This is a genomic window from Bacillus sp. ok061 (assembly GCF_900108285.1).
Taxonomy (GTDB): Bacteria; Bacillota; Bacilli; order Bacillales; family Bacillaceae_G; genus Bacillus_A; species Bacillus_A thuringiensis_S.
In genome coordinates this window covers 86,074-104,038 of the sequence record NZ_FNUW01000006.1, presented here as the reverse complement: position 1 = coordinate 104,038, position 17,965 = coordinate 86,074, and the positions used below count along the sequence as shown (strand labels likewise).

Below are 17,965 nucleotides of genomic sequence, written 5' to 3'. Positions count from 1 at the left end.
AGTAAATACTATAATACTAACAATTACTATTTTTACTATTCATAAGTTGATGATTCTGCTTACTATTACTGTTTTGTTTTGATATATTTAATATATATTTAAAGACAGACAGGAGTTAGATACGATGATAAAAGGTTTTGGAGGAATATTTTGGAGAACTAAGAATCTTGATGTTATAAAAAAATGGTACAGTGAAGTGTTGAAACTTGATATAGAAGATTGGAATGGAACTGTGATTAAACCCCAGTTAGGAAATGAGACCATCTTTTCTTTCTTTACAGATAATGACAATTATTTTCCAAAAGAACAACAAGTGATGTTAAATTTCGAAGTACATAATCTAAACGAGACTATAAAGCATCTTGAGAATATTGGTGTACCTCTTGAGAAGAAAGAAGAAATCAGTGAATTTGGAAAGTTTATTTGGATTAAGGATCCTGAAGGTCGATTGATCGAACTTTGGGAGAAATAGTGGATTATACTTATTTACTATTAAGTTAACAGCTGCGTTAATACATCAAGGTAAATAAAAAAGTCGATTCCTTTAACTCCACAGGAAATCGATTTTTTTGTGGAGTTAAACTTCTTAGCTTTGTAAATCCTCATTTTTCAAATTCTACCCTATGGCCACCAACTTAAAAACATAAAAAAACGCTATTCTTACGAAAAGAATAGCGTTTTTCATTATTTAAATATGATTTCATCTGAATTTAATAGATATATCCCCTCTCCTACAAAAGTAGTAGAGTGTTCATTTAAACACTTACTACCTCAGTGGGATTTATCACATTCCAATTTCAATATAATAGTAAATAGGTATATCGGATATAGATGTACATTACTAGGCTTATACATATTTCAACTTTAGAATTACATTCACTATTTAATTGGTAGTTACCAATAAAGAAAGGAATGATCATAATAATACAGAACATATACGAAACTCATTTACATGTAAGAAATTTAGAAAAGGCAATAAATTTCTATCAAAACAAGCTAGGATTAACGTTAGCAAGAAAACTCTCCAAAAGAAGAGTGGCTTTCTTTTGGGTCGGAGAAAATAAACAACAAATGCTTGGACTATGGGAAGTAAATAATATCGAAGACTTTGAGCCGAGACATTTTGCTTTTGGTGTAAATTTAGAGTCTTTAATGACTTCTAAAGCGTGGTTAGAGGAACGTGGAATAGAAGTGATAGGAAGTCAAGGAAAAGGAAATCAAGAGCCAATTGTCCAAAGGTGGATGCCCGCTGCAAGTGTATACTTTCTAGATTGTGATGGAAATAAATTAGAATTCATTTCTATGTTACATGAGAATCCAGATGAATTAGAATATGCATCCTATTTAAGTGTATGGAATACGGAACACCAAGAAAAATGAATGATATTTCCGTTCAAGTCTTTTCTTATTTTTAGATATAATGTTGTACTATCCCCCTTTTGCTATTAATTTTCGTCGGATTTATGAACAGTTATCGTAACGGAACATTCATGATAACTCCACTTGTTAACATAATACATTTATTGCCACCTTGTATTTGTACTTACGTACTAGCAATTCCTAATCTGCTTCCATTACAATTTGAAACATTTAATTTTTCTTCTTATCTGGCATCTAATCTTTAAACAAAAACTCCCCTTAAATCGAAAATGATTAAGGGGAGTTTTATATACGATGCAATTATAGTTCAGATTTCATCCGAACAGAAACATTATTTTTAATTATATTTTTGACATCTTTAAAGCTAACAAAATTGTTACTTTTCTCATCCCAAAGACGGAAACGGAGTGAACGCAAGCTTGTAGCAAGCGTAATTGTTGGTACATTTTTTAAAGGAAGGGTATTGTTGTGTGCCTCTTCTAGTTTATAGTTAGGTACTCTTGGACTTAAATGGTGAACATGATGGAATCCAATATTACCCGTTAGAAATTGCAAAATTTTTGGAAGTTTATAAAAAGAACTTCCCTCCACTGCCGCTTTCACATATTCCCACTCTTTATCTTCTTCAAAATAAGAATCCTCGAATGTGTGCTGTACGTAAAACAACCAAATACCTATTGAACCTGCTATTAAAAATATAGAACCATGTACTAAAAGAAACGATTGCCATCCAATTGCCCAGCAAAGCATTCCTATAATAGCAACGATTAAAATATTCGTTAAATAAGTGTTCATACGTTCTTTTTTTCTAGCACCTTTTCGGTTAAATCTATTTTTAAGCAGGAAAACATAAATCGGGCCTAACCCAAACATAACGAATGGATTGCGATATAAACGATATGCTAAACGGAGTCTAAATGGTGCTGCTACATATTCATCTACTGTAAGCGTCCAAATATCACCTGTACCCCTCTTATCCAAATTACCACTCGTAGCGTGGTGAATAGAATGCTCATGCCCCCACTGATCAAATGGGAATAATGTTAAAACACCCATACACGTTCCAACTATTCTATTTGCACGTCGACTTTTAAAAAACGAATAATGGGTGCAATCATGAAAAATAATGAAAATCCTTGTCATAAATCCAGCGGCTAACAGTGCTGGAACTAATGTTAACCAATAAGAAACTGACAAACTTTTATAAGCAAGGTACCATAAAATAATAAATGGCACGATTGTGTTGATCAGTTGCCAAACACTTTTTTTAATCGTTGATTTTTCAAAAGGAGCAACTTGTTTTTTTAAATTTTTAGTATTTTCTAAGGTCATTGTTCTAATTCCTTTCCTTTTTGTTGCTAATTCATATTATAGCACACTATTAGTATCAGGTGTTAAAAGTAGATATAATAAATATTATATACTATGAAAATCTCTTTTTTCTTACTTATTACTTACAAATTACTTACGCCCAAAATAGCTTCTATAATTGGACAGACGGGACATTTCATTTATTAAAGAAACTTCGAATTTTTCCAATAAGTACATAAAAAACAGCGAGCTTTTCCCCAAGAAGAAAAAAGCTGCCATAAGTCAGTTTCACCGACTTATGGCAGCTCCTCTTCGTTTTCCTTATTTTATCGATGAAGCCAAACTGCACCTGCAGACTTGTCTTCAGCTTGGCCTACTACTTCAAACTTCAGTCCTAGTTTCGGCAACTTACGTCCTGCATCAGGAATGATGCTGTTGATGTATTGCTTAGAATCATCAAATTTTGCAACTCCTGGTAATCCTTTATAATCAAAGATACCGCGAGTTGGTGAATTTACTTTCCAAGCTGGCGTTTGATCAAATGAAAATGCCGCATCGGCAATTTGATAACGCGTACTGCTCTTCACAGTAGGTTGTCCGTTTAATGTCCCTACAATTGCCTCTGGATGAGAATCTACTACTCCTAAGAACCCTTCACCTGGATGAACGCCTACCCAGTTATCTGTAAAGCTTTGATCCGCATACCATACAACCATTCCTGTATTAAATACTGGGCCACGCGCATGTTGTAACGCAGTGTCAGAACCAGCGTAATTTCTCCACTCTACATAGTAATTATGTTTTTTCTGTTCAAATCCGTTAGACACAGTAAAGCCTTTTAACGTCATTGCTGGCTGACCTTCTGCATCATCAGAGAAAACAACTTTTCCATCTACAGTTAAGGCTGCATTATCTAAAGCAAATCCTTTATAGGCTACTGCAATATCTGTTAAGTACTCAAATTGCAGTTTTACTTTTTTTCCTTTGAATTGGCTTAAATCGTATGATTTATCAACCCACTTACCATCAGTTGTATCCGCGCCGCCTTTTACATCTTTTTCGCCCATTCTATCAATGCGTGTCTTCGTTCCATCTTCTGCAATCGCATATACGTCAAGGAAATCATACTTCGCTTCAAGTTCGTAAAATGCCTTATAATCGAACTTAGCATCCTTTGCATTTGTTAAGTCAAATACTGGTGTCTCAAGTGTTGTATGAATGTCATTTCCTTTTGTACTGTAATAGAACTTCTTTCCAAACGCCGATTCGATATTTTTTATATCTTTGTCCGGCAAGTTAACACGAACGATTCCAGGTCGTTTAGATTTTGTAGTACTTTGATCTACATATGTCGCAACACCGATTCCTTTGCTAAGTTTGTCATAATCTACTTCAAGGATATTCGCCCAGTTCCCCTTCATATTCTTTTGGAAAAACTCTTTATTTTGTGGTGAGAAACTCGTTGGCTCTGTTCCTGCAATTTTTCCAGCCCAGCTACCACCACTCATAATAGACCATGACTCAACAGGTTCACCTTGTCCTGAGTACTTTGTATCATATTCATCTGGTAAGCCTAAATCATGACCATACTCATGCGCAAACACACCAACTGCTCCGTCTTCAGGCTCGATTGTATAATCATATGCAGCCATCTTTCCGCCCCAGTTCGAAACAGAAGATTTCGTGCCATCAATTGCATATGGTTTTGAACCTAGTTTTGAACGATGTGACCAAATCGCATCATCTTTCAATTTACCACCGCCAGCTTCTTGACCAACGCCAGCATGTACAACCATTAAATGATCAATAATGCCATCTGGCTCATTTTTATTTCCATCACCATCTTGATCGTATTGATCAAATTGGTCATAATCTGCTAAATTGATTCCTTTCGCTACCGCTGCTTTTAATGCTTCTTTCACAAAATCTTTTGGTCCTAAAGGCCCCTTGTTATCATGACCAGTACCCGCATCAGCACCATAATCTGATGCTTTTCCTGGAACAGTAAGCCACTCTGTTACAGTCCCATCAACTGTATAGCTACCACCAGATTGTTCTTCATAATATTGCTTAAATGTGTTAATCTTCGATCCATCAAATAAAGTGAATGGTTCATCACCAAATAACATTTTTTGATAATGTTCACGATTAAAGTCCTTAGAATACATGTATCCTGGCTCTTGATCAATATTGTTATGCTTAAAATCGCTAAATTCTACAAGTAAAACAAGTACTTTATCTTTTCGAACAGCTCCATTGTATTCTTCTTGTTTCGCTGATGTAGTAGGTACTTTTCCATTTAATTTCCCAGGGTTCAATACTGCACCTTGTCCAGCTACTGGGCCTACTTCAGGCTGCTGCGCCTGTTCATTTTCCTTCATTTTTGCATCTTTTACTTTTTTCATAAAATCAGAAGCTTCTTGCGTAAGGCTATCTCCTGTTAAGATTTCTTTCCCAGGGTTTTCCCCTTTCTTTTTCTCAACATATTTTTCGACAGCCTTTGACGTCTCAGCTTGTGATGCAGATTGATCAATTACCCCCCGTTGTTTTAGTGCTTCTGCCAAACGCTCCTCCGGTATTAAGTGCTCATCTATTGGTAGAGATGATGTTGGTGTCTCAGCATACGCTGCGTGACCTCCAAAAGCAAACGTACTACTTAGTACTGCTGCTGTTGTTAATACGGCTAATGGTTTTAATTTCTTTTTCTTTTTCAATGTATTTCCTCCCCAGTGTCTGCAAATTATCGTTTTTTGCCGATAACAACATAATATTCGTTATAATACGAATATTCAATATTTTTCAACAAATAAAATGTTGAGAAATATTTTTTATGCAGGGTGAAATACATAAGTTAGAAAAACAAACTCTCCTATAAATAACAGTGAACTTTTTTAGGCATTCTGTATATAGACGGTCAATCTGTTATCCAATTACCAATTAGTATCCTACTCATTGTTCTATCATCCTCTATTAGAACTTTTATATGTTCTTAGTTACAATCAAAATCCAGTAAATCTGAGATTTATATTTTTTTAATAAAAATAAGAATTAAATATTTTCTATACTATTTAATCTATGGATTACCATATTACTCACTATTCTCATTATTACAAGCTAATAGTGGTTCATACATCATTATAGCGTGATTCTCCGTTACATATTGATCTTCTATTAACTGTTTCTGTTGATTATATACTTTACGTTGAATCACATTATGTCGTATATAACCGCCCCAGTATGCAGGTTGAATTGAGTGTTCTTTCTCATACACTTCATATTGATAAAGTTGCGGATAGACTGTTCTCCATTCACCAACTAAATATTCATCTGTCATATAAAGGTGAAGTTGATACGGTTGGTCCGTTTCATTTTTAATTTGTAAATCCAAATAGTTATAGGAACAAGTCGCTCCACTCCCAAACGGTTGAGTTCGCCTAGAATCAGGAAAGACATCAAAGCTATGACGATATCGTTCTGTTACTGTCAGTGGTGTATGTAAAGTCATCCAATATATTAAATTCGAAAGCTGACAAAGACCTCCTCCAATACCTGTTTTAAACGATCCGTAGTGTAATACCATACCTTCTACATACCCTTTTTTCCTCGTAGGCTTACCTATTAAACGCCAGTAAGAAAATGTTTCTCCTGGTCTAATGACGATACCATTTAGTTTTTTAACAGCAATTTTCAAATTAACAACCTTATTCTGTTGATACCACATATCTACATCTTTGAGCTTACGAAGTAATATCGTTCGGTGCTGAATTGCTGTACAAGGTAGCTTTTCTTGTTGGAGCCTTTTTGCATATGTTTTTCCGTCTACTAACCACTGAATGTATCTCTTTGTAGAGTAATACCACGTCCCTAGCATAATACGATACTTAGACCGCTGTTTAGGACGTAAGTGCACTATATTCATTTTATTCCCTCTCTCTTTCTTCAACTAAATTCTAATATACCTCTAATCCAATAAACTACAGTTTTCTTAGCTGCATAATAATTTTCGTAAATAAAGTGAAACTTTAATCAGCCCTCACCAATCGGGCTTTTACAGGCAGCCCGACCCCCACCTAACTTCTTTGCTTTCGCTGATTTTTGAGGTGGGGGTCTTACTGCCCGGCAAATAGCGGGATAAAAAAGACAAAAAAAAATAATAAATTTACTCTAGTGGAGATTTTATTTTGAGGATTGCTTTATAATTATATGAAATTGCGCTGCAATACGATAAATTGAAATAAACACATTATAAATATAACGAATAATATTAAATAAAAAATAATGAAAATTAAAGAAATTCTAAAGTATTAATATATTTTTCGTAAATATTAATTGATAATACATTAGACTTTACTATATGTATAAATTCTCTATTCTACAAAACGAAATTTTTTAATGTAAGAAAAAAATATAATTCCCCTTTAACGTTTATACAAGTCTCATCTGGAAAAATTCCCAAAACAATCCGAACCCTTATATTTAGAATAAACGCAAAAAATTGCCACCAGTTAGCTTAACTGGTTGGCAATTTTTTAACGAGAATGCTTTACAAATAGTTGAATTGCTTCTTCTGGTACATAGCACTTTCCATTACTCTCTACAATAATACTTCCTAATTCATACCCTTTACCATTGATACGAATTATATTTTTGTTACCAAATAGTTGTGCTTCTACTTTATTATGTTTTACCACGAGTAACGGGTTTACTCCTTCGGTTTTGTCGGCTGTTACAGTTGCACCGATTTTCTTAAAGGCTTGTTCACTCTCTAAAAATATTTTATTCGTTACTTCTTCTAAGTTAAAGCCCATCGCTTTGGCCATCGTCTTCGCAATGTCTGTATTCTGGATTAAGCCTTCTGGTTTTTGAGGTCCATAAGAATATAAGAATACATCCTCACCTGTATGTCCTCCTGTCGTAAAGCCGATATTTGCACGATTAGCCAATAATATAGTAAGGATTCGTCCTACATCCATTTTCTTTTTTGCCGCTTTTAATTTTTCTTTTTCATCATGAGTTAAATTGTCCAAACCGTATAGTTTAGCTACATCTTCTACATTTGATAAATCAGATTTCAGTTTATTTATAGTTCCTTCAAGTGTCATTTCCGCCTTTTTCAATGGATCGATGTATGCAGAAACTGGTGTAGTATTGTATCCTTTTGTCGTATTCCTATTCCCTATAGAGATACCACTGTTACCATGATCAGTTAAAGCTATAAGCATCGTATCCCCATCTTTCTTCGCAAATTGTAACGCCTTTGCTACCGCTTTATCAAATGCCAATACATCACTAATCATCCCAATTGGATCATTAGCATGGGCTGCCCAATCAGGCTTACTACCTTCTACAAATAAAAAGAAACCATCTTTGTCTTTTGATAATGTTTGAATTGCTTTTTCTGTCATTTGAGAAAGTGTTGGTTGTTCTGGATTTGTTGCTATACGATCTATATCAAACGCAAGAGCATGATTTGAGAAAGAGCCCCAAATTTTATTAGATTTGGAGTTCAATAACGCATCTTTCGTTTCAACAAAATCGTATCCTTTGTCTTGAATCACCTTCACTAAATTTTCACCATCTTTTCGGATTCCATTACTTTTCATAGGTAGCAGCGCCGCTTTTCCCCCGCCTAATACGACATCTATATTTTGATATACTTGCTGCTTCGCAATTACGTCAAATTGCTTGCGATTGACATGGTGAGCCGAGAATCCCGCCGGAGTAGCATGCTGAATTTCAGATGTAGCAACAATTCCAGTTGCACGACCAGTACGTTTTGCACCTTCTAATACGTTTGCGACCGGCCGTAACTTGTCCTCTTCTTTTATTGGCTTTAAGTTAGGCGAATTTATAATAGAAGGTAGTACGCCTACATATCCTGAATTCGATTTATTTCCAGTTGCTAATGCTGTTGCTGCTGGCGCTGAGTCTGTAATAGCTGATTCTGCAGAATATGTACGAACACCTCCTGTTACAATTTGATCTAACGTAAGCGGTGCCCCTTTATACCAGCGAGCCAATGTTGTCGCCGTTGAACTCGTTCCGTCCATAACCATCATAATTATATTTTTAGGCTGGTGTTCTACTTTTTTCACCTTAGCTTTGGCCGTATGATAATTCATCATACTTTCCGTACTTAATACGCTTACTATTATAGCTCCCACTAATAGTAACTTTTTCATCTTCACACCATAATTCAACATTATTGTTCCTCCATAAACTTTGCATTCATTTAAATACACCTTATTTCCTTTTCCATTCCAAAACCTACATATGTTTTATTAGTTCCCAATTCTCATAAAGCTAACAATAGTTACTTTCTCTTTCTTTAATTAAATATAGGTATGTGTCATCTATCTTATAAAAAAGATTTAGCATTCTTTACATTAATTACTTGTTTAACAATAAATCCTCGATTAAAAGAAATAAAAATTTATTGTTAAACAATAAATTTCGTGTTAAATTAATAAGACATTAAATAAATGAGGTGCTTTTTATGAAACAAGGATCCACACTCTTTTTAAAGACCGTTGTGATTCTGATCGGAATCCCTGTTCTTGCTATGTGCATTTTTTTAGTCCCTAAAATAGGAAATTTCGCCGCAGAATTATATCCAGATATTTCATATATTAAATATCTTGTATTTATCAATTTATACGCAACAGCAATACCTTATTACTTCGCACTGTACCAAACATTTAAGCTTTTAAACTACATTGATAAAAACAACGCATTCTCAGAGTTATCTGTTAAAGCTTTAAAAAATATTAAGTACAGCGCATTGGCAATTAGTGTATTATATGTATTAGGTATGCCACTTTTCTATCTCGTGGCAGAGAGAGATGACGCCCCTGGCATTATTATTATCGGAATGATTATGATTTTTGCTTCAATGGTAATCGCGGTCTTTGCTGCCGTTCTCCAAAGACTATTAAAAGATGCTATAGATATAAAATCAGAAAATGATTTAACGGTCTGAGGTGAATAATATGGCAATTATTATTAATATTGATGTAATGTTAGCAAAAAGAAAAATGAGTGTCACAGAACTTTCGGAGAAGGTTGGAATTACAATGGCTAACCTTTCTATCTTGAAAAATGGAAAAGCAAAAGCAGTCCGTTTTTCAACTTTAGAAGCAATATGTAAAGCATTAGAATGCCAACCGGGGGATATTTTAGAATATCAACCTGAAGATACCGAATAAAAAGAGTCCTTCATACGAGAAGGACTCTTTTTATTACACATTACGGCGCAAAACTAATTTGACCAGTAAACAATAGGATAATTGCTATGATCCAAAATATAAAGAATGATGAGGACAGTATTAATGAAAGGATAGCAATCCCCTTCTTCTCTGTTTTTTTCGTCATTGTGATTATTGAAAGCATGATACCTACACCTGTCAGGGCAATTGTAATATAATCTCCAACTATATTACCTGCATTCGCTATCCTTGTTGGCGTTATAAAAACGAATAGAAAACACAAAATGCCGATGAGTAAAGATATATAGCTTATTATACTGTACTTCTTTTTAGGAACTATTTCTGTTTTCATACTAATCCCACCCCTTCTATATAGCTATGAGTTTATATTAGCATGAATAACCATAATTTGGTTATAATAAAAAGCAGATAAAATGGACACTATCACTTTATCTGTCAATTTATTTCTATCTAACAACTAACCTGACTATTTCTTTACTAAAGATAGACAATCATTCTTTAATCCACGGCAATTGGTATATAATAGCTCTAAAAAATAAAGACTGTACCTTTAAAATGAAAGATACAGTCTTTATTAATAACTTTTTTTATAAAGAAAACTCTCTATCACTCACTACCTTAAAAAACTGCGAGTAATGCGATAAAGAATAATCCGCTACATCACAATTACCTTGAAACATACATGTTGAAATACCTAATTCTTTTGCAGGTAATAAATCTAATTCTCTATCTCCAATAGCTAAATCAATATTGTATTTTTTATGCAGATGATCGTAAGCTAAAGAGTTCGGCTTTCGGGGAAAGCCATCGTCAATTGTAACCATATCTACAAAGTATTTTTCCCAGCCATAATATTTTAAAATGTCCATAACTCCAGCCCTATGTTTATGGGTCATAATCACATTTTTATCTGCAAATTTCAAAACCTCTTCGACACCTGCAAAAGGTTTCATATCTTTTGGCGTGAATTTTCCCTTCAAAACTTTAATCTTTTCTTCCTGCTCGCATGAAATATTATAATACTGAATTGCATGAGATTATGATATTTTTAAGTTTTTGTATATTTCTTGTTTTTCTACTGAATCACCTAATATTTCAGAAAGCATCATTGTATATGCAGGATACGTATCAAATAACGTCCCATCAAAATCCCATAAAATATTCATTCTATTCACCTTCTATGTTCAAATCATTTAATGACTAAATCCGCCCTATCCCTCGGCGATTCCATTTCTAAGTAATAATCCTCTGTTTTCCAATACCTATTTTCAAACTTTGAAAGGTTTTTCTGCGTTTTTTCACTCTCACGTAGAAACCTTGTTTCTCTTGGACAGTCCAAATAGACCATATAATGAAAGAAATCTCTCCATTCTTTTCTCTGCAGAAAAACTCCTTCAATAACAATTACGCCTACAATAGGAATCTGTACTTTTTTCATTTCACATGAGTCTGTTTCCTCTTGATAAAAAGGCAAAGTCAATTTTGTCTCATGTTGTAACTTCTGAAAAAACTTCTGCCTCAAGTATGTAATATCCCACTGTAAACAATAATACTCATACCATTCTTCATGGTTTGTATAATAGCGTCGATTACGCTCCACTATATGATCATCAATATGGAAAATATGAAACGGAATGCCTTCTTGTCTCATATTTTCTTTTAAATTTGCTACGAATGTTGTTTTTCCTGAACGACTTAAACCATCTATACCTAAAATGAATCTATTTTCCCTATGCTTCTTCATAATCGTTATAAGTTCGTTTGTACTCATTACTTCTTCCACTCTTCTTTTAATAAAGAATATAAAATGGTATCATGAGCAACTCCATTTTGAATCATATGTTTTCGAAGTAATCCTTCTTCTTGAAATCCTGCTTTTATTAACAGCTTTTGAGAAGCTTTATTTTCTACATATACAACCGCTGCGATTCTTATCAGTTGCAACATTTCAAATCCGTAAGCTAAAATCGCTTGTAATGCTTCCGATGCATATCCTTGTCCCCAATACGTATCATCTAATTCATAACCAATTTCAGCTCGTTTATGATTATTATTAATTAAATGAAATCCGCACGTTCCGATTAATTGGCCTGTCCCTTTTTTCTCGATTCCCCAGCGAAATACACTGCCCTCTTCATAACGATTTTTAAACGTTTGAATCGTTGTTTTCGCTTGCTCAATATTTTCAAAAGAATCCATTCCGAAATAACGTATAACTGATTCTTTCGAAAAATATTGGAACAGCGTTTCTGCATCTAATAGTGTAAGTTCTCTTAGTCGTAAACGTTCTGTTTCTAGTTTCGGAAATCCCATCTCTCTTTCACCCTCTATTCTAATGAACTGCAAATTTCAATATAATTTCCATCTGGATCAGCAATGTAGGCAATTGTTTGTCCCCACGGTTTTACAATAGGTTCAACTAAAATCTTGATTCCTTGTTCTCTAAATTGCTCAATCGTTTCTTGTACATTCTCAACAACGAATCCTAATTCGAAATGAGAAGACTGTAATTCACCTTCTGTAAGCGGTAGTCCTGTTAATTCTTTCACATCTTGCCGCGTATTCATCGCTAAAATGGTAGTTCCAGTATTAAATTCAATATATGTACCGTGCTCTGCTTTTATAGGTAACTGTAAAATATCTTTATAGAATTTTAAACATTCCTCAAACTTTTCTACATATAAAATGATGTACTTCATTTTCAAATCCATTTTACATCCCCCTTTATATCTATCCCTAAAATTTCGACAAAAGTCTCACAAAAACTTTGTTCCTTGTAGTAATGAGCAAAAAAAATGAGGCCGATTTCTCGGCCCCCCAGCTTATTGGCATAAAACAGGAGATTTGGTTTGGACATAACCAGTTCGTACTTTTATTATATTTTATTTTTTCTGAATTTTAAATACATTAAACACCTATTTATATTGAGAAAGTTTTTTGCTTGCATAAAATTAAAGAGTTTAAGAAATGATACAAATGGAGGTGTATACATATGGAACCAATGCTATGTCCAAGCTGTAAAACGAACCGTACTCGCTTTAATATTCTTGAGCAACAAGTAAAACCAGTCAAATTAAACCCACAAACTGGTCAAGTAGAAGAAGAATACACAAATGACACAATGAATGCTTTTCATATGGCCTATCAAGGACCTACTTATCGCGTCCAATGCGCTGTATGTGGGCTTGTTGAAAACCCAGAACAATTTATTAAACCTGCTCAAAATCAGTCTTTCTAATAAAAACATTATTATCCCTTATAGAAATAGAGTTTTCTATAAGGGATTTTTCCGTTTAATACGGTAAAAAAACGTATTTCTTCCTTATTATATGTTAAACTTCGCACTCTTTTGTTAATATTCAAAAAAGGACAATACATCAAGTAATATTAATATTTAGGATTTCAGATTATTTTAACTAGTGGTTTATTATTAAGAATCATTTCTTATTCATTTATGATTTTTATTTGGTTATAATACTTTAACTAGTAGTTCTACACCTTAATTGCATAGTTTTTATTATATAAAAAAGAGTGAGCAAATTACGTTTATATAGAAACAAAAGAAGTTAATCCCGGTATTTCGTATTTCCTCTCATCAACTTCTTTTAAACTCCACTCTTTATTATAATATTTCACTTTTTAATTTTTTGATTTTCCAAGAGAGTCTTATAAAGAAGTACATCCACATGCAACCTGAAAGGCCTGTCGTAACTTTCGCCCACATTGGCACTCTTGATTCCATCGGGCTTAAAAATAGGTTATACATTGATGGTAATATACTTGCTGATATAATAACAAGGAATAGCAATAATTCATTTAGTTTTTGTATCCTCGTCTCCTTTTCTGAGTAAATATCAGGCAATTCATTAACCTCTTCTACTTCTTTACAAAAATAATTCCATCTTGTGAAACTTGTTACGCGTTTCCAACCTGACATTTCGTATATTTCGAAATACTCTTGTTGTTGTTCTTTCGAATCTCTATAAACCAATCTAAAATCAGCTTTATATATTACATCTTTTGGCTCAGTTTTCTTAAACGTATATATTAAATTGTATTTTTGTAATCCCCAACCATGTTGATGCATCTTTCGTAAAAAAGCTTCTTCTTTTTCTAAATTCCATGCCGTAAAAAATTTGAATACCCTTTTAGTCTCCATATTCCATTCACTCCCCTAATATACTATTCCCATTCCTTACAGATCTCTGTAACCTGTTATACTCGAGCTCTAACACTTCTCTCCCAAACGGCGTTAACTCATAGCACTTCTTTCTATCTGTAGAGGCAACTTCAACAATTAATTTTTCTTTAAGTAATTTCGTCGTATTCCCGTATAATGTACCAGGACCGAGTTTTACTTCTCCATTTGTCATCTCTTCTACCATTTGCATAATTCCATATCCGTGCATTGGTTTCACTAGTGACAACAGTATGTAATATGTCGCCTCAGTTAACGGAATATATTTTTGCGCTTTCGCATTCATTATAACCACCTCCGATACATCGTCTTATGATATATCGACTCACGATACATCGTATATCGATATTGTATAATCATATTCCAAAATATGCAAGAGTAATTTAATAATTAAATATCCATTTCTTTGAATTAAAAAATGATACCAATTTTCTGAATAATTTGTTAAAATATAGAAATATTAGCTCTTTTATAATGAAAGGAATGGTACATATGATAAATAAATTGAAAGAAAACATAGGATCTGTTTTTGTCGGTAAGGAAAATGTTATTGATCTACTGCTTGTTTCACTGCTTGCTGATGGACATGTACTACTCGAAGACGTGCCTGGTACTGGGAAAACGTTACTGGCGAAAACTATTTCAAAAAGTATTGGTGGTAGTTTTTCTCGTGTTCAATTCACCCCTGATGTACTTCCAAGTGATGTAACAGGTATTGAATACTTCAACCCAAAAACAAGTGAATTTGAGTTAAGAATTGGACCAATTATGACAAACATTTTGCTAGCAGATGAAATTAACCGTGCAATGCCGAGAACACAGTCTAGTTTGTTAGAAGCGATGGAAGAGCGACAAGTGACGCTTGAAAAACAGTCTACTCCTCTCCCGAAACCGTTCTTTGTTATTGCAACGCAAAACCCAATTGAATCACAAGGGACTTTCCCTCTTCCAGATGCACAGCTTGATCGCTTTTTAATGACGATTTCAATCGGTTATCCTACTCCTAAAGATGAGTTACAAATGATGCGACGTTTTCGTAACGATATACCATTAGAACGTGTCACACCTGTTATCTCATTAGAAGATATATTAGAATCACAGAAACAAGTAAAAGAAATTTTCATATCAGAACCGTTAGAACATTACATAATTAAACTTGCGCAAGCTACTCGAAATCACGATTATATCGCTAACGGTGTAAGCCCACGTGCCACACTTTCTTTAGTGCGCGCAGTTCAAGCATTAACCTTCTTACGCGGGAGAGAATATTGCACCCCTGAAGATATACAATTTTTAGCTCCTTCTGTTTGGAATCACCGTATTGTCTTATCAATGGAAGGTGCTTTACGCACGACAAAAAATGATATTATGCAAAGTATTTTAAAAGAAATTGACGTACCTGTGGAGATTGAGCAAGCATGAATGGACAGCGCGTTTTAACTGTACCTTTATTTTTTCAACTCCATATTATTCAACTAACTGTGCCAGGCGCTATACTATTTACGTTTTTTATGCCGCAACGAATCATTATGTTTCTCTTTTTCTCCTATTATTTATTTGCGATTTTCATTTATAAATATGTCGCTTACATAGAGAAAAAATTCCAAGTAATTAACGAAAAACAAACAACTCGGCTTTTCCCTGATGAATCTGGACAGTTTTTTATTCATTTAAAAAATGGTGCAAACATACCACTCGTTAATGGTGTTTGTTATTTTCATTTAGATTCGTCTCTTATACAGCATAAAGATCAAGGAATTGAACAAATATCAAAAACGTTATTCTCTTTTCCATTTTCACAACCTGCACATTCGGCACAAAAGTGGGATTTAACATTAACCGCAACGAAACGTGGTGTGTTTCAAATTGAACAGTTTGAATGTGTATTAAAAGATCCTTTTCATTTATTAACTGTACACCTACCCGTTTTCGATAAGTTAAAAACTGAAATTATTGTGTATCCATCACCTAAAGAAGTCGCAGGTTTGCAAGAACTTCAGCAACTTTTAAATGGATCTTATCGAACCAATTTTTCTTTTTACAATGATGAAACATCTATTATCGGTGTAAAGCGATATGAGCGCGAGTCTTTCCGCTCTATTCATTGGAAAGCATCTGCTAAAATGCAACAATTACAAGCGAAGCAATATGAACCTGTAAAAAATTATAGTTGGACGATTTGTCTTTCTTTAGCTGCCGATCGCGGGTTTGGTTGGAAAGATAATGTTGAAGATTTAATTTCATTCGCAACATACATTTGCCAATATGCAACGAAGCATCACATACCGTTTGAATTATTTATTAGTGTATTAGCAGAAGGTGGTGCATTACATTTATCGTTACATGAAGGGCAAACGCAATATGCAAAAGCTTTAGAAGAATTAGCACGTATTTCAGATGATAGTACGTTACTTCCGAAACAAGGATTCCTTCATTATGTAACGAGAAAGAGAGAGCGATCGTCTACAATGATATACATTGGTTTACAAAGAAATGAACCCCCTCTTCTCTCGCAGCCAACGTTCCTCATTAATAGCGAAGGGATGGTGGAATCGGTTGAAAACTTGGCTCTATCACGTTAATGACTTTATTTTGCTTCTCCTCCTTTCATTATTAACAGAAAGGGATGACCTTGTTGCTATTTCCATATTTTTAGCAACAGGCTATGTAGGCGTATTTCTTATTCATAAATTCATGAAGAAAAAAACAACAGGATTTGTCATACTGTTCATTACTCAAATAATCGGTTGTTCTTTCCTTCTCCCATTCTCTCTATTCGGCACAATTATGTTACCGCTTTTCTTCTTTATCGTACATGTAATCGGACCAGGATATCCGGTACAAAAATCGTTAGGCGGTATTGTTTGGTTTAGTATTTCAGCCATATTTTATGCGCCCTTTCCACCTTTGTGGAAGCTGTTACTATTAGTTATACACATTATGATTACATTTTGGTTAACTGGGGCAAATCGGAATCAACAGTTATTACGTTTCACTTCCATCATTACCATTGGTGTAATGAGTATAGTACTTGTTCAAGTGTTTCCTTTCATTCGACTTATTTTTTCGTATATCATAGAAACAGTTGCATTAGGATTCGGATACGCTATCAATCCGTTATTTTCAGCAGCTGAATTAAAAGAAACTGATGATTTTTGGTCGAATAAAGGGAAGTTAAAGGATCCTCAAATTAAGGATGAGTTTGGACAGCGTGCCTTTGATCCAACTCTCATAAATAGCATTACCATAATAGTATGTACAACCATTGCTATTTACGTTGTTTGGAAAATAATAAAAAGACGAAAACAATTCAGTTTACCAAATATGCCCGCCTTCGAATCTACTATCATTACTGATAAAGAAGGAATGAGCCAAAATCGTTTTAAACGAAATAAACCTCCACATAACGAAATTCGGAAAGAAATTTTCAAGCTAGAGAGTAAGTTAACCCCTCCTTTAAATAGAAAACGGGGAGAAACTGTTGAGGCTTGGCTAGAAAGAATAAACGATGAAGAAGATGTAAATATTCAAAGTGATATTATTATAGACGCTTATAATACTGTGCGTTATTCAAATGGTGAAAACACTGTACTTCTGCATGAATTTAAGGAAGAGATTCATAAGCTTTATGCATATCAAAAACATTTGAAGAAAAGAAAGAAATAAGACAACAAAAGACTCCTATTTTTTCATTCATGTGCTCAGTTTAGGGAGAGAAAAATGCTAATAACCATTAGAAATAACACAATAATTTGTATGTATTTCGCATTATAAATAGCAAACTAAAACGCTCAGAAAATATTCTGAGCGTTTTTATTTCCTTCTTCAACTAAAGTACCAGTTAGTGCAA

18 protein-coding genes and 1 pseudogene are annotated in these 17,965 nt (G+C 33.9%); 8 read left to right on the top strand and 11 right to left on the bottom strand.

Features of this window, described 5'->3' with window-relative positions:
- Positions 1–124: 124 nt before the first annotated feature.
- Together C4S65_RS10625 and C4S65_RS10615 are read left to right on the top strand one after the other, a co-directional pair.
- The gene (locus C4S65_RS10625; RefSeq protein WP_098838288.1) at positions 125–472 is read left to right on the top strand and encodes a glyoxalase; all 348 of its coding nucleotides are present in this window, start codon (positions 125–127) and stop codon (positions 470–472) included.
- A gap of 449 nt (positions 473–921) precedes the next feature.
- Positions 922–1,380, top strand: a complete 459-nt coding sequence (locus C4S65_RS10615) for a VOC family protein (protein WP_029442645.1) — start codon at positions 922–924, stop codon at positions 1,378–1,380.
- Between the two features lie 300 nt (positions 1,381–1,680).
- Here C4S65_RS10615 and C4S65_RS10610 read toward each other — a convergent pair whose 3' ends face one another.
- From C4S65_RS10610 to C4S65_RS10595, 4 genes are all read right to left on the bottom strand, one after another.
- The gene (locus tag C4S65_RS10610; protein ID WP_086407402.1) at positions 1,681–2,712 is read right to left on the bottom strand and encodes a fatty acid desaturase; all 1,032 of its coding nucleotides are present in this window, start codon (positions 2,710–2,712) and stop codon (positions 1,681–1,683) included.
- A gap of 305 nt (positions 2,713–3,017) precedes the next feature.
- Positions 3,018–5,405: an immune inhibitor A domain-containing protein gene (locus C4S65_RS10605; RefSeq protein WP_098516898.1), complete on the bottom strand. Its 2,388-nt coding sequence runs from the start codon at positions 5,403–5,405 to the stop codon at positions 3,018–3,020.
- Positions 5,406–5,779: 374 nt separating this feature from the next.
- Positions 5,780–6,610: a VanW family protein gene (locus C4S65_RS10600; protein ID WP_001028247.1), complete on the bottom strand. Its 831-nt coding sequence runs from the start codon at positions 6,608–6,610 to the stop codon at positions 5,780–5,782.
- A gap of 610 nt (positions 6,611–7,220) precedes the next feature.
- On the bottom strand, positions 7,221–8,894 hold the full coding sequence (locus C4S65_RS10595; RefSeq protein WP_086407401.1) for an alkaline phosphatase: 1,674 nt from the start codon (positions 8,892–8,894) through the stop codon (positions 7,221–7,223).
- 293 nt (positions 8,895–9,187) lie between these two features.
- Between C4S65_RS10595 and C4S65_RS10590 the strand changes: the two genes are divergently transcribed.
- Together C4S65_RS10590 and C4S65_RS10585 are read left to right on the top strand one after the other, a co-directional pair.
- A complete protein-coding gene (locus C4S65_RS10590; protein WP_086407400.1) occupies positions 9,188–9,670 on the top strand; it encodes a DUF2975 domain-containing protein in 483 nt (160 codons plus the stop codon).
- Between the two features lie 10 nt (positions 9,671–9,680).
- Positions 9,681–9,896 carry a helix-turn-helix transcriptional regulator gene (locus C4S65_RS10585; RefSeq protein ID WP_000974619.1) on the top strand — a complete coding sequence of 72 codons (216 nt, stop codon included), beginning with the start codon at positions 9,681–9,683 and terminating at the stop codon, positions 9,894–9,896.
- Positions 9,897–9,936: 40 nt separating this feature from the next.
- Here the strand turns inward: C4S65_RS10585 and C4S65_RS10580 are convergent, their stop codons facing one another.
- From C4S65_RS10580 to C4S65_RS10560, 5 genes and pseudogenes are all read right to left on the bottom strand, one after another.
- Entirely contained in the window at positions 9,937–10,248 is a 312-nt protein-coding gene (locus tag C4S65_RS10580; protein ID WP_000845548.1) for a hypothetical protein, read from the bottom strand.
- Between the two features lie 256 nt (positions 10,249–10,504).
- Positions 10,505–11,083, bottom strand: a pseudogene (locus C4S65_RS10575) (HAD-IA family hydrolase).
- A gap of 23 nt (positions 11,084–11,106) precedes the next feature.
- Positions 11,107–11,688, bottom strand: coding sequence for a kinase (locus tag C4S65_RS10570; protein WP_086407399.1), 582 nt, complete (start codon positions 11,686–11,688; stop codon positions 11,107–11,109).
- Positions 11,688–12,230 (bottom strand): GNAT family N-acetyltransferase, encoded by a 543-nt coding sequence (locus C4S65_RS10565; RefSeq protein ID WP_000506677.1) that lies wholly within the window; start codon positions 12,228–12,230, stop codon positions 11,688–11,690. Before C4S65_RS10565 ends, C4S65_RS10570 begins: the two co-directional genes overlap by 1 nt.
- 14 nt (positions 12,231–12,244) lie before the next feature.
- Positions 12,245–12,628 carry a VOC family protein gene (locus tag C4S65_RS10560; protein WP_000364499.1) on the bottom strand — a complete coding sequence of 128 codons (384 nt, stop codon included), beginning with the start codon at positions 12,626–12,628 and terminating at the stop codon, positions 12,245–12,247.
- Between the two features lie 281 nt (positions 12,629–12,909).
- Here C4S65_RS10560 and C4S65_RS10555 point away from each other — a divergent pair, with 281 nt between their 5' ends.
- A complete protein-coding gene (locus tag C4S65_RS10555) occupies positions 12,910–13,155 on the top strand; it encodes a hypothetical protein (protein ID WP_000433605.1) in 246 nt (81 codons plus the stop codon).
- Between the two features lie 384 nt (positions 13,156–13,539).
- Here C4S65_RS10555 and C4S65_RS10550 read toward each other — a convergent pair whose 3' ends face one another.
- The gene (locus C4S65_RS10550) at positions 13,540–14,076 is read right to left on the bottom strand and encodes a DUF2812 domain-containing protein (RefSeq protein ID WP_086407397.1); all 537 of its coding nucleotides are present in this window, start codon (positions 14,074–14,076) and stop codon (positions 13,540–13,542) included.
- 7 nt (positions 14,077–14,083) lie between these two features.
- The gene (locus C4S65_RS10545; RefSeq protein ID WP_000991891.1) at positions 14,084–14,401 is read right to left on the bottom strand and encodes a PadR family transcriptional regulator; all 318 of its coding nucleotides are present in this window, start codon (positions 14,399–14,401) and stop codon (positions 14,084–14,086) included.
- A 206-nt stretch (positions 14,402–14,607) separates the two neighbouring features.
- Here C4S65_RS10545 and C4S65_RS10540 point away from each other — a divergent pair, with 206 nt between their 5' ends.
- Genes C4S65_RS10540 through C4S65_RS10530 form a run of 3 tightly spaced genes read left to right on the top strand, consistent with a single transcriptional unit; the run spans position 14,608 to position 17,781 of the window.
- Positions 14,608–15,537 carry a MoxR family ATPase gene (locus C4S65_RS10540; RefSeq protein ID WP_086407396.1) on the top strand — a complete coding sequence of 310 codons (930 nt, stop codon included), beginning with the start codon at positions 14,608–14,610 and terminating at the stop codon, positions 15,535–15,537.
- The gene (locus tag C4S65_RS10535; RefSeq protein ID WP_001014348.1) at positions 15,534–16,697 is read left to right on the top strand and encodes a DUF58 domain-containing protein; all 1,164 of its coding nucleotides are present in this window, start codon (positions 15,534–15,536) and stop codon (positions 16,695–16,697) included. The genes C4S65_RS10540 and C4S65_RS10535 overlap by 4 nt, the downstream gene beginning before the upstream one ends.
- Positions 16,672–17,781: a DUF4018 domain-containing protein gene (locus C4S65_RS10530; protein ID WP_061667991.1), complete on the top strand. Its 1,110-nt coding sequence runs from the start codon at positions 16,672–16,674 to the stop codon at positions 17,779–17,781. The genes C4S65_RS10535 and C4S65_RS10530 overlap by 26 nt, the downstream gene beginning before the upstream one ends.
- The last annotated feature ends 184 nt before the right edge of the window (positions 17,782–17,965 follow it).

Excerpts from the sequence above, each read along its gene's own strand:
- C4S65_RS10625 (WP_098838288.1), top strand. The coding sequence starts at position 125 with ATGATAAAAGGTTTTGGAGGAATATTTTGGAGAACTAAGAATCTTGAT.
- C4S65_RS10610 (WP_086407402.1), bottom strand. The coding sequence starts at position 2,712 with ATGACCTTAGAAAATACTAAAAATTTAAAAAAACAAGTTGCTCCTTTT.
- C4S65_RS10600 (WP_001028247.1), bottom strand. The coding sequence starts at position 6,610 with ATGAATATAGTGCACTTACGTCCTAAACAGCGGTCTAAGTATCGTATT.
- C4S65_RS10595 (WP_086407401.1), bottom strand. The coding sequence starts at position 8,894 with ATGTTGAATTATGGTGTGAAGATGAAAAAGTTACTATTAGTGGGAGCT.
- C4S65_RS10590 (WP_086407400.1), top strand. The coding sequence starts at position 9,188 with ATGAAACAAGGATCCACACTCTTTTTAAAGACCGTTGTGATTCTGATC.
- C4S65_RS10585 (WP_000974619.1), top strand. The coding sequence starts at position 9,681 with ATGGCAATTATTATTAATATTGATGTAATGTTAGCAAAAAGAAAAATG.
- C4S65_RS10580 (WP_000845548.1), bottom strand. The coding sequence starts at position 10,248 with ATGAAAACAGAAATAGTTCCTAAAAAGAAGTACAGTATAATAAGCTAT.
- C4S65_RS10570 (WP_086407399.1), bottom strand. The coding sequence starts at position 11,688 with ATGAGTACAAACGAACTTATAACGATTATGAAGAAGCATAGGGAAAAT.
- C4S65_RS10565 (WP_000506677.1), bottom strand. The coding sequence starts at position 12,230 with ATGGGATTTCCGAAACTAGAAACAGAACGTTTACGACTAAGAGAACTT.
- C4S65_RS10560 (WP_000364499.1), bottom strand. The coding sequence starts at position 12,628 with ATGGATTTGAAAATGAAGTACATCATTTTATATGTAGAAAAGTTTGAG.
- C4S65_RS10555 (WP_000433605.1), top strand. The coding sequence starts at position 12,910 with ATGGAACCAATGCTATGTCCAAGCTGTAAAACGAACCGTACTCGCTTT.
- C4S65_RS10550 (WP_086407397.1), bottom strand. The coding sequence starts at position 14,076 with ATGGAGACTAAAAGGGTATTCAAATTTTTTACGGCATGGAATTTAGAA.
- C4S65_RS10545 (WP_000991891.1), bottom strand. The coding sequence starts at position 14,401 with ATGAATGCGAAAGCGCAAAAATATATTCCGTTAACTGAGGCGACATAT.
- C4S65_RS10540 (WP_086407396.1), top strand. The coding sequence starts at position 14,608 with ATGATAAATAAATTGAAAGAAAACATAGGATCTGTTTTTGTCGGTAAG.
- C4S65_RS10535 (WP_001014348.1), top strand. The coding sequence starts at position 15,534 with ATGAATGGACAGCGCGTTTTAACTGTACCTTTATTTTTTCAACTCCAT.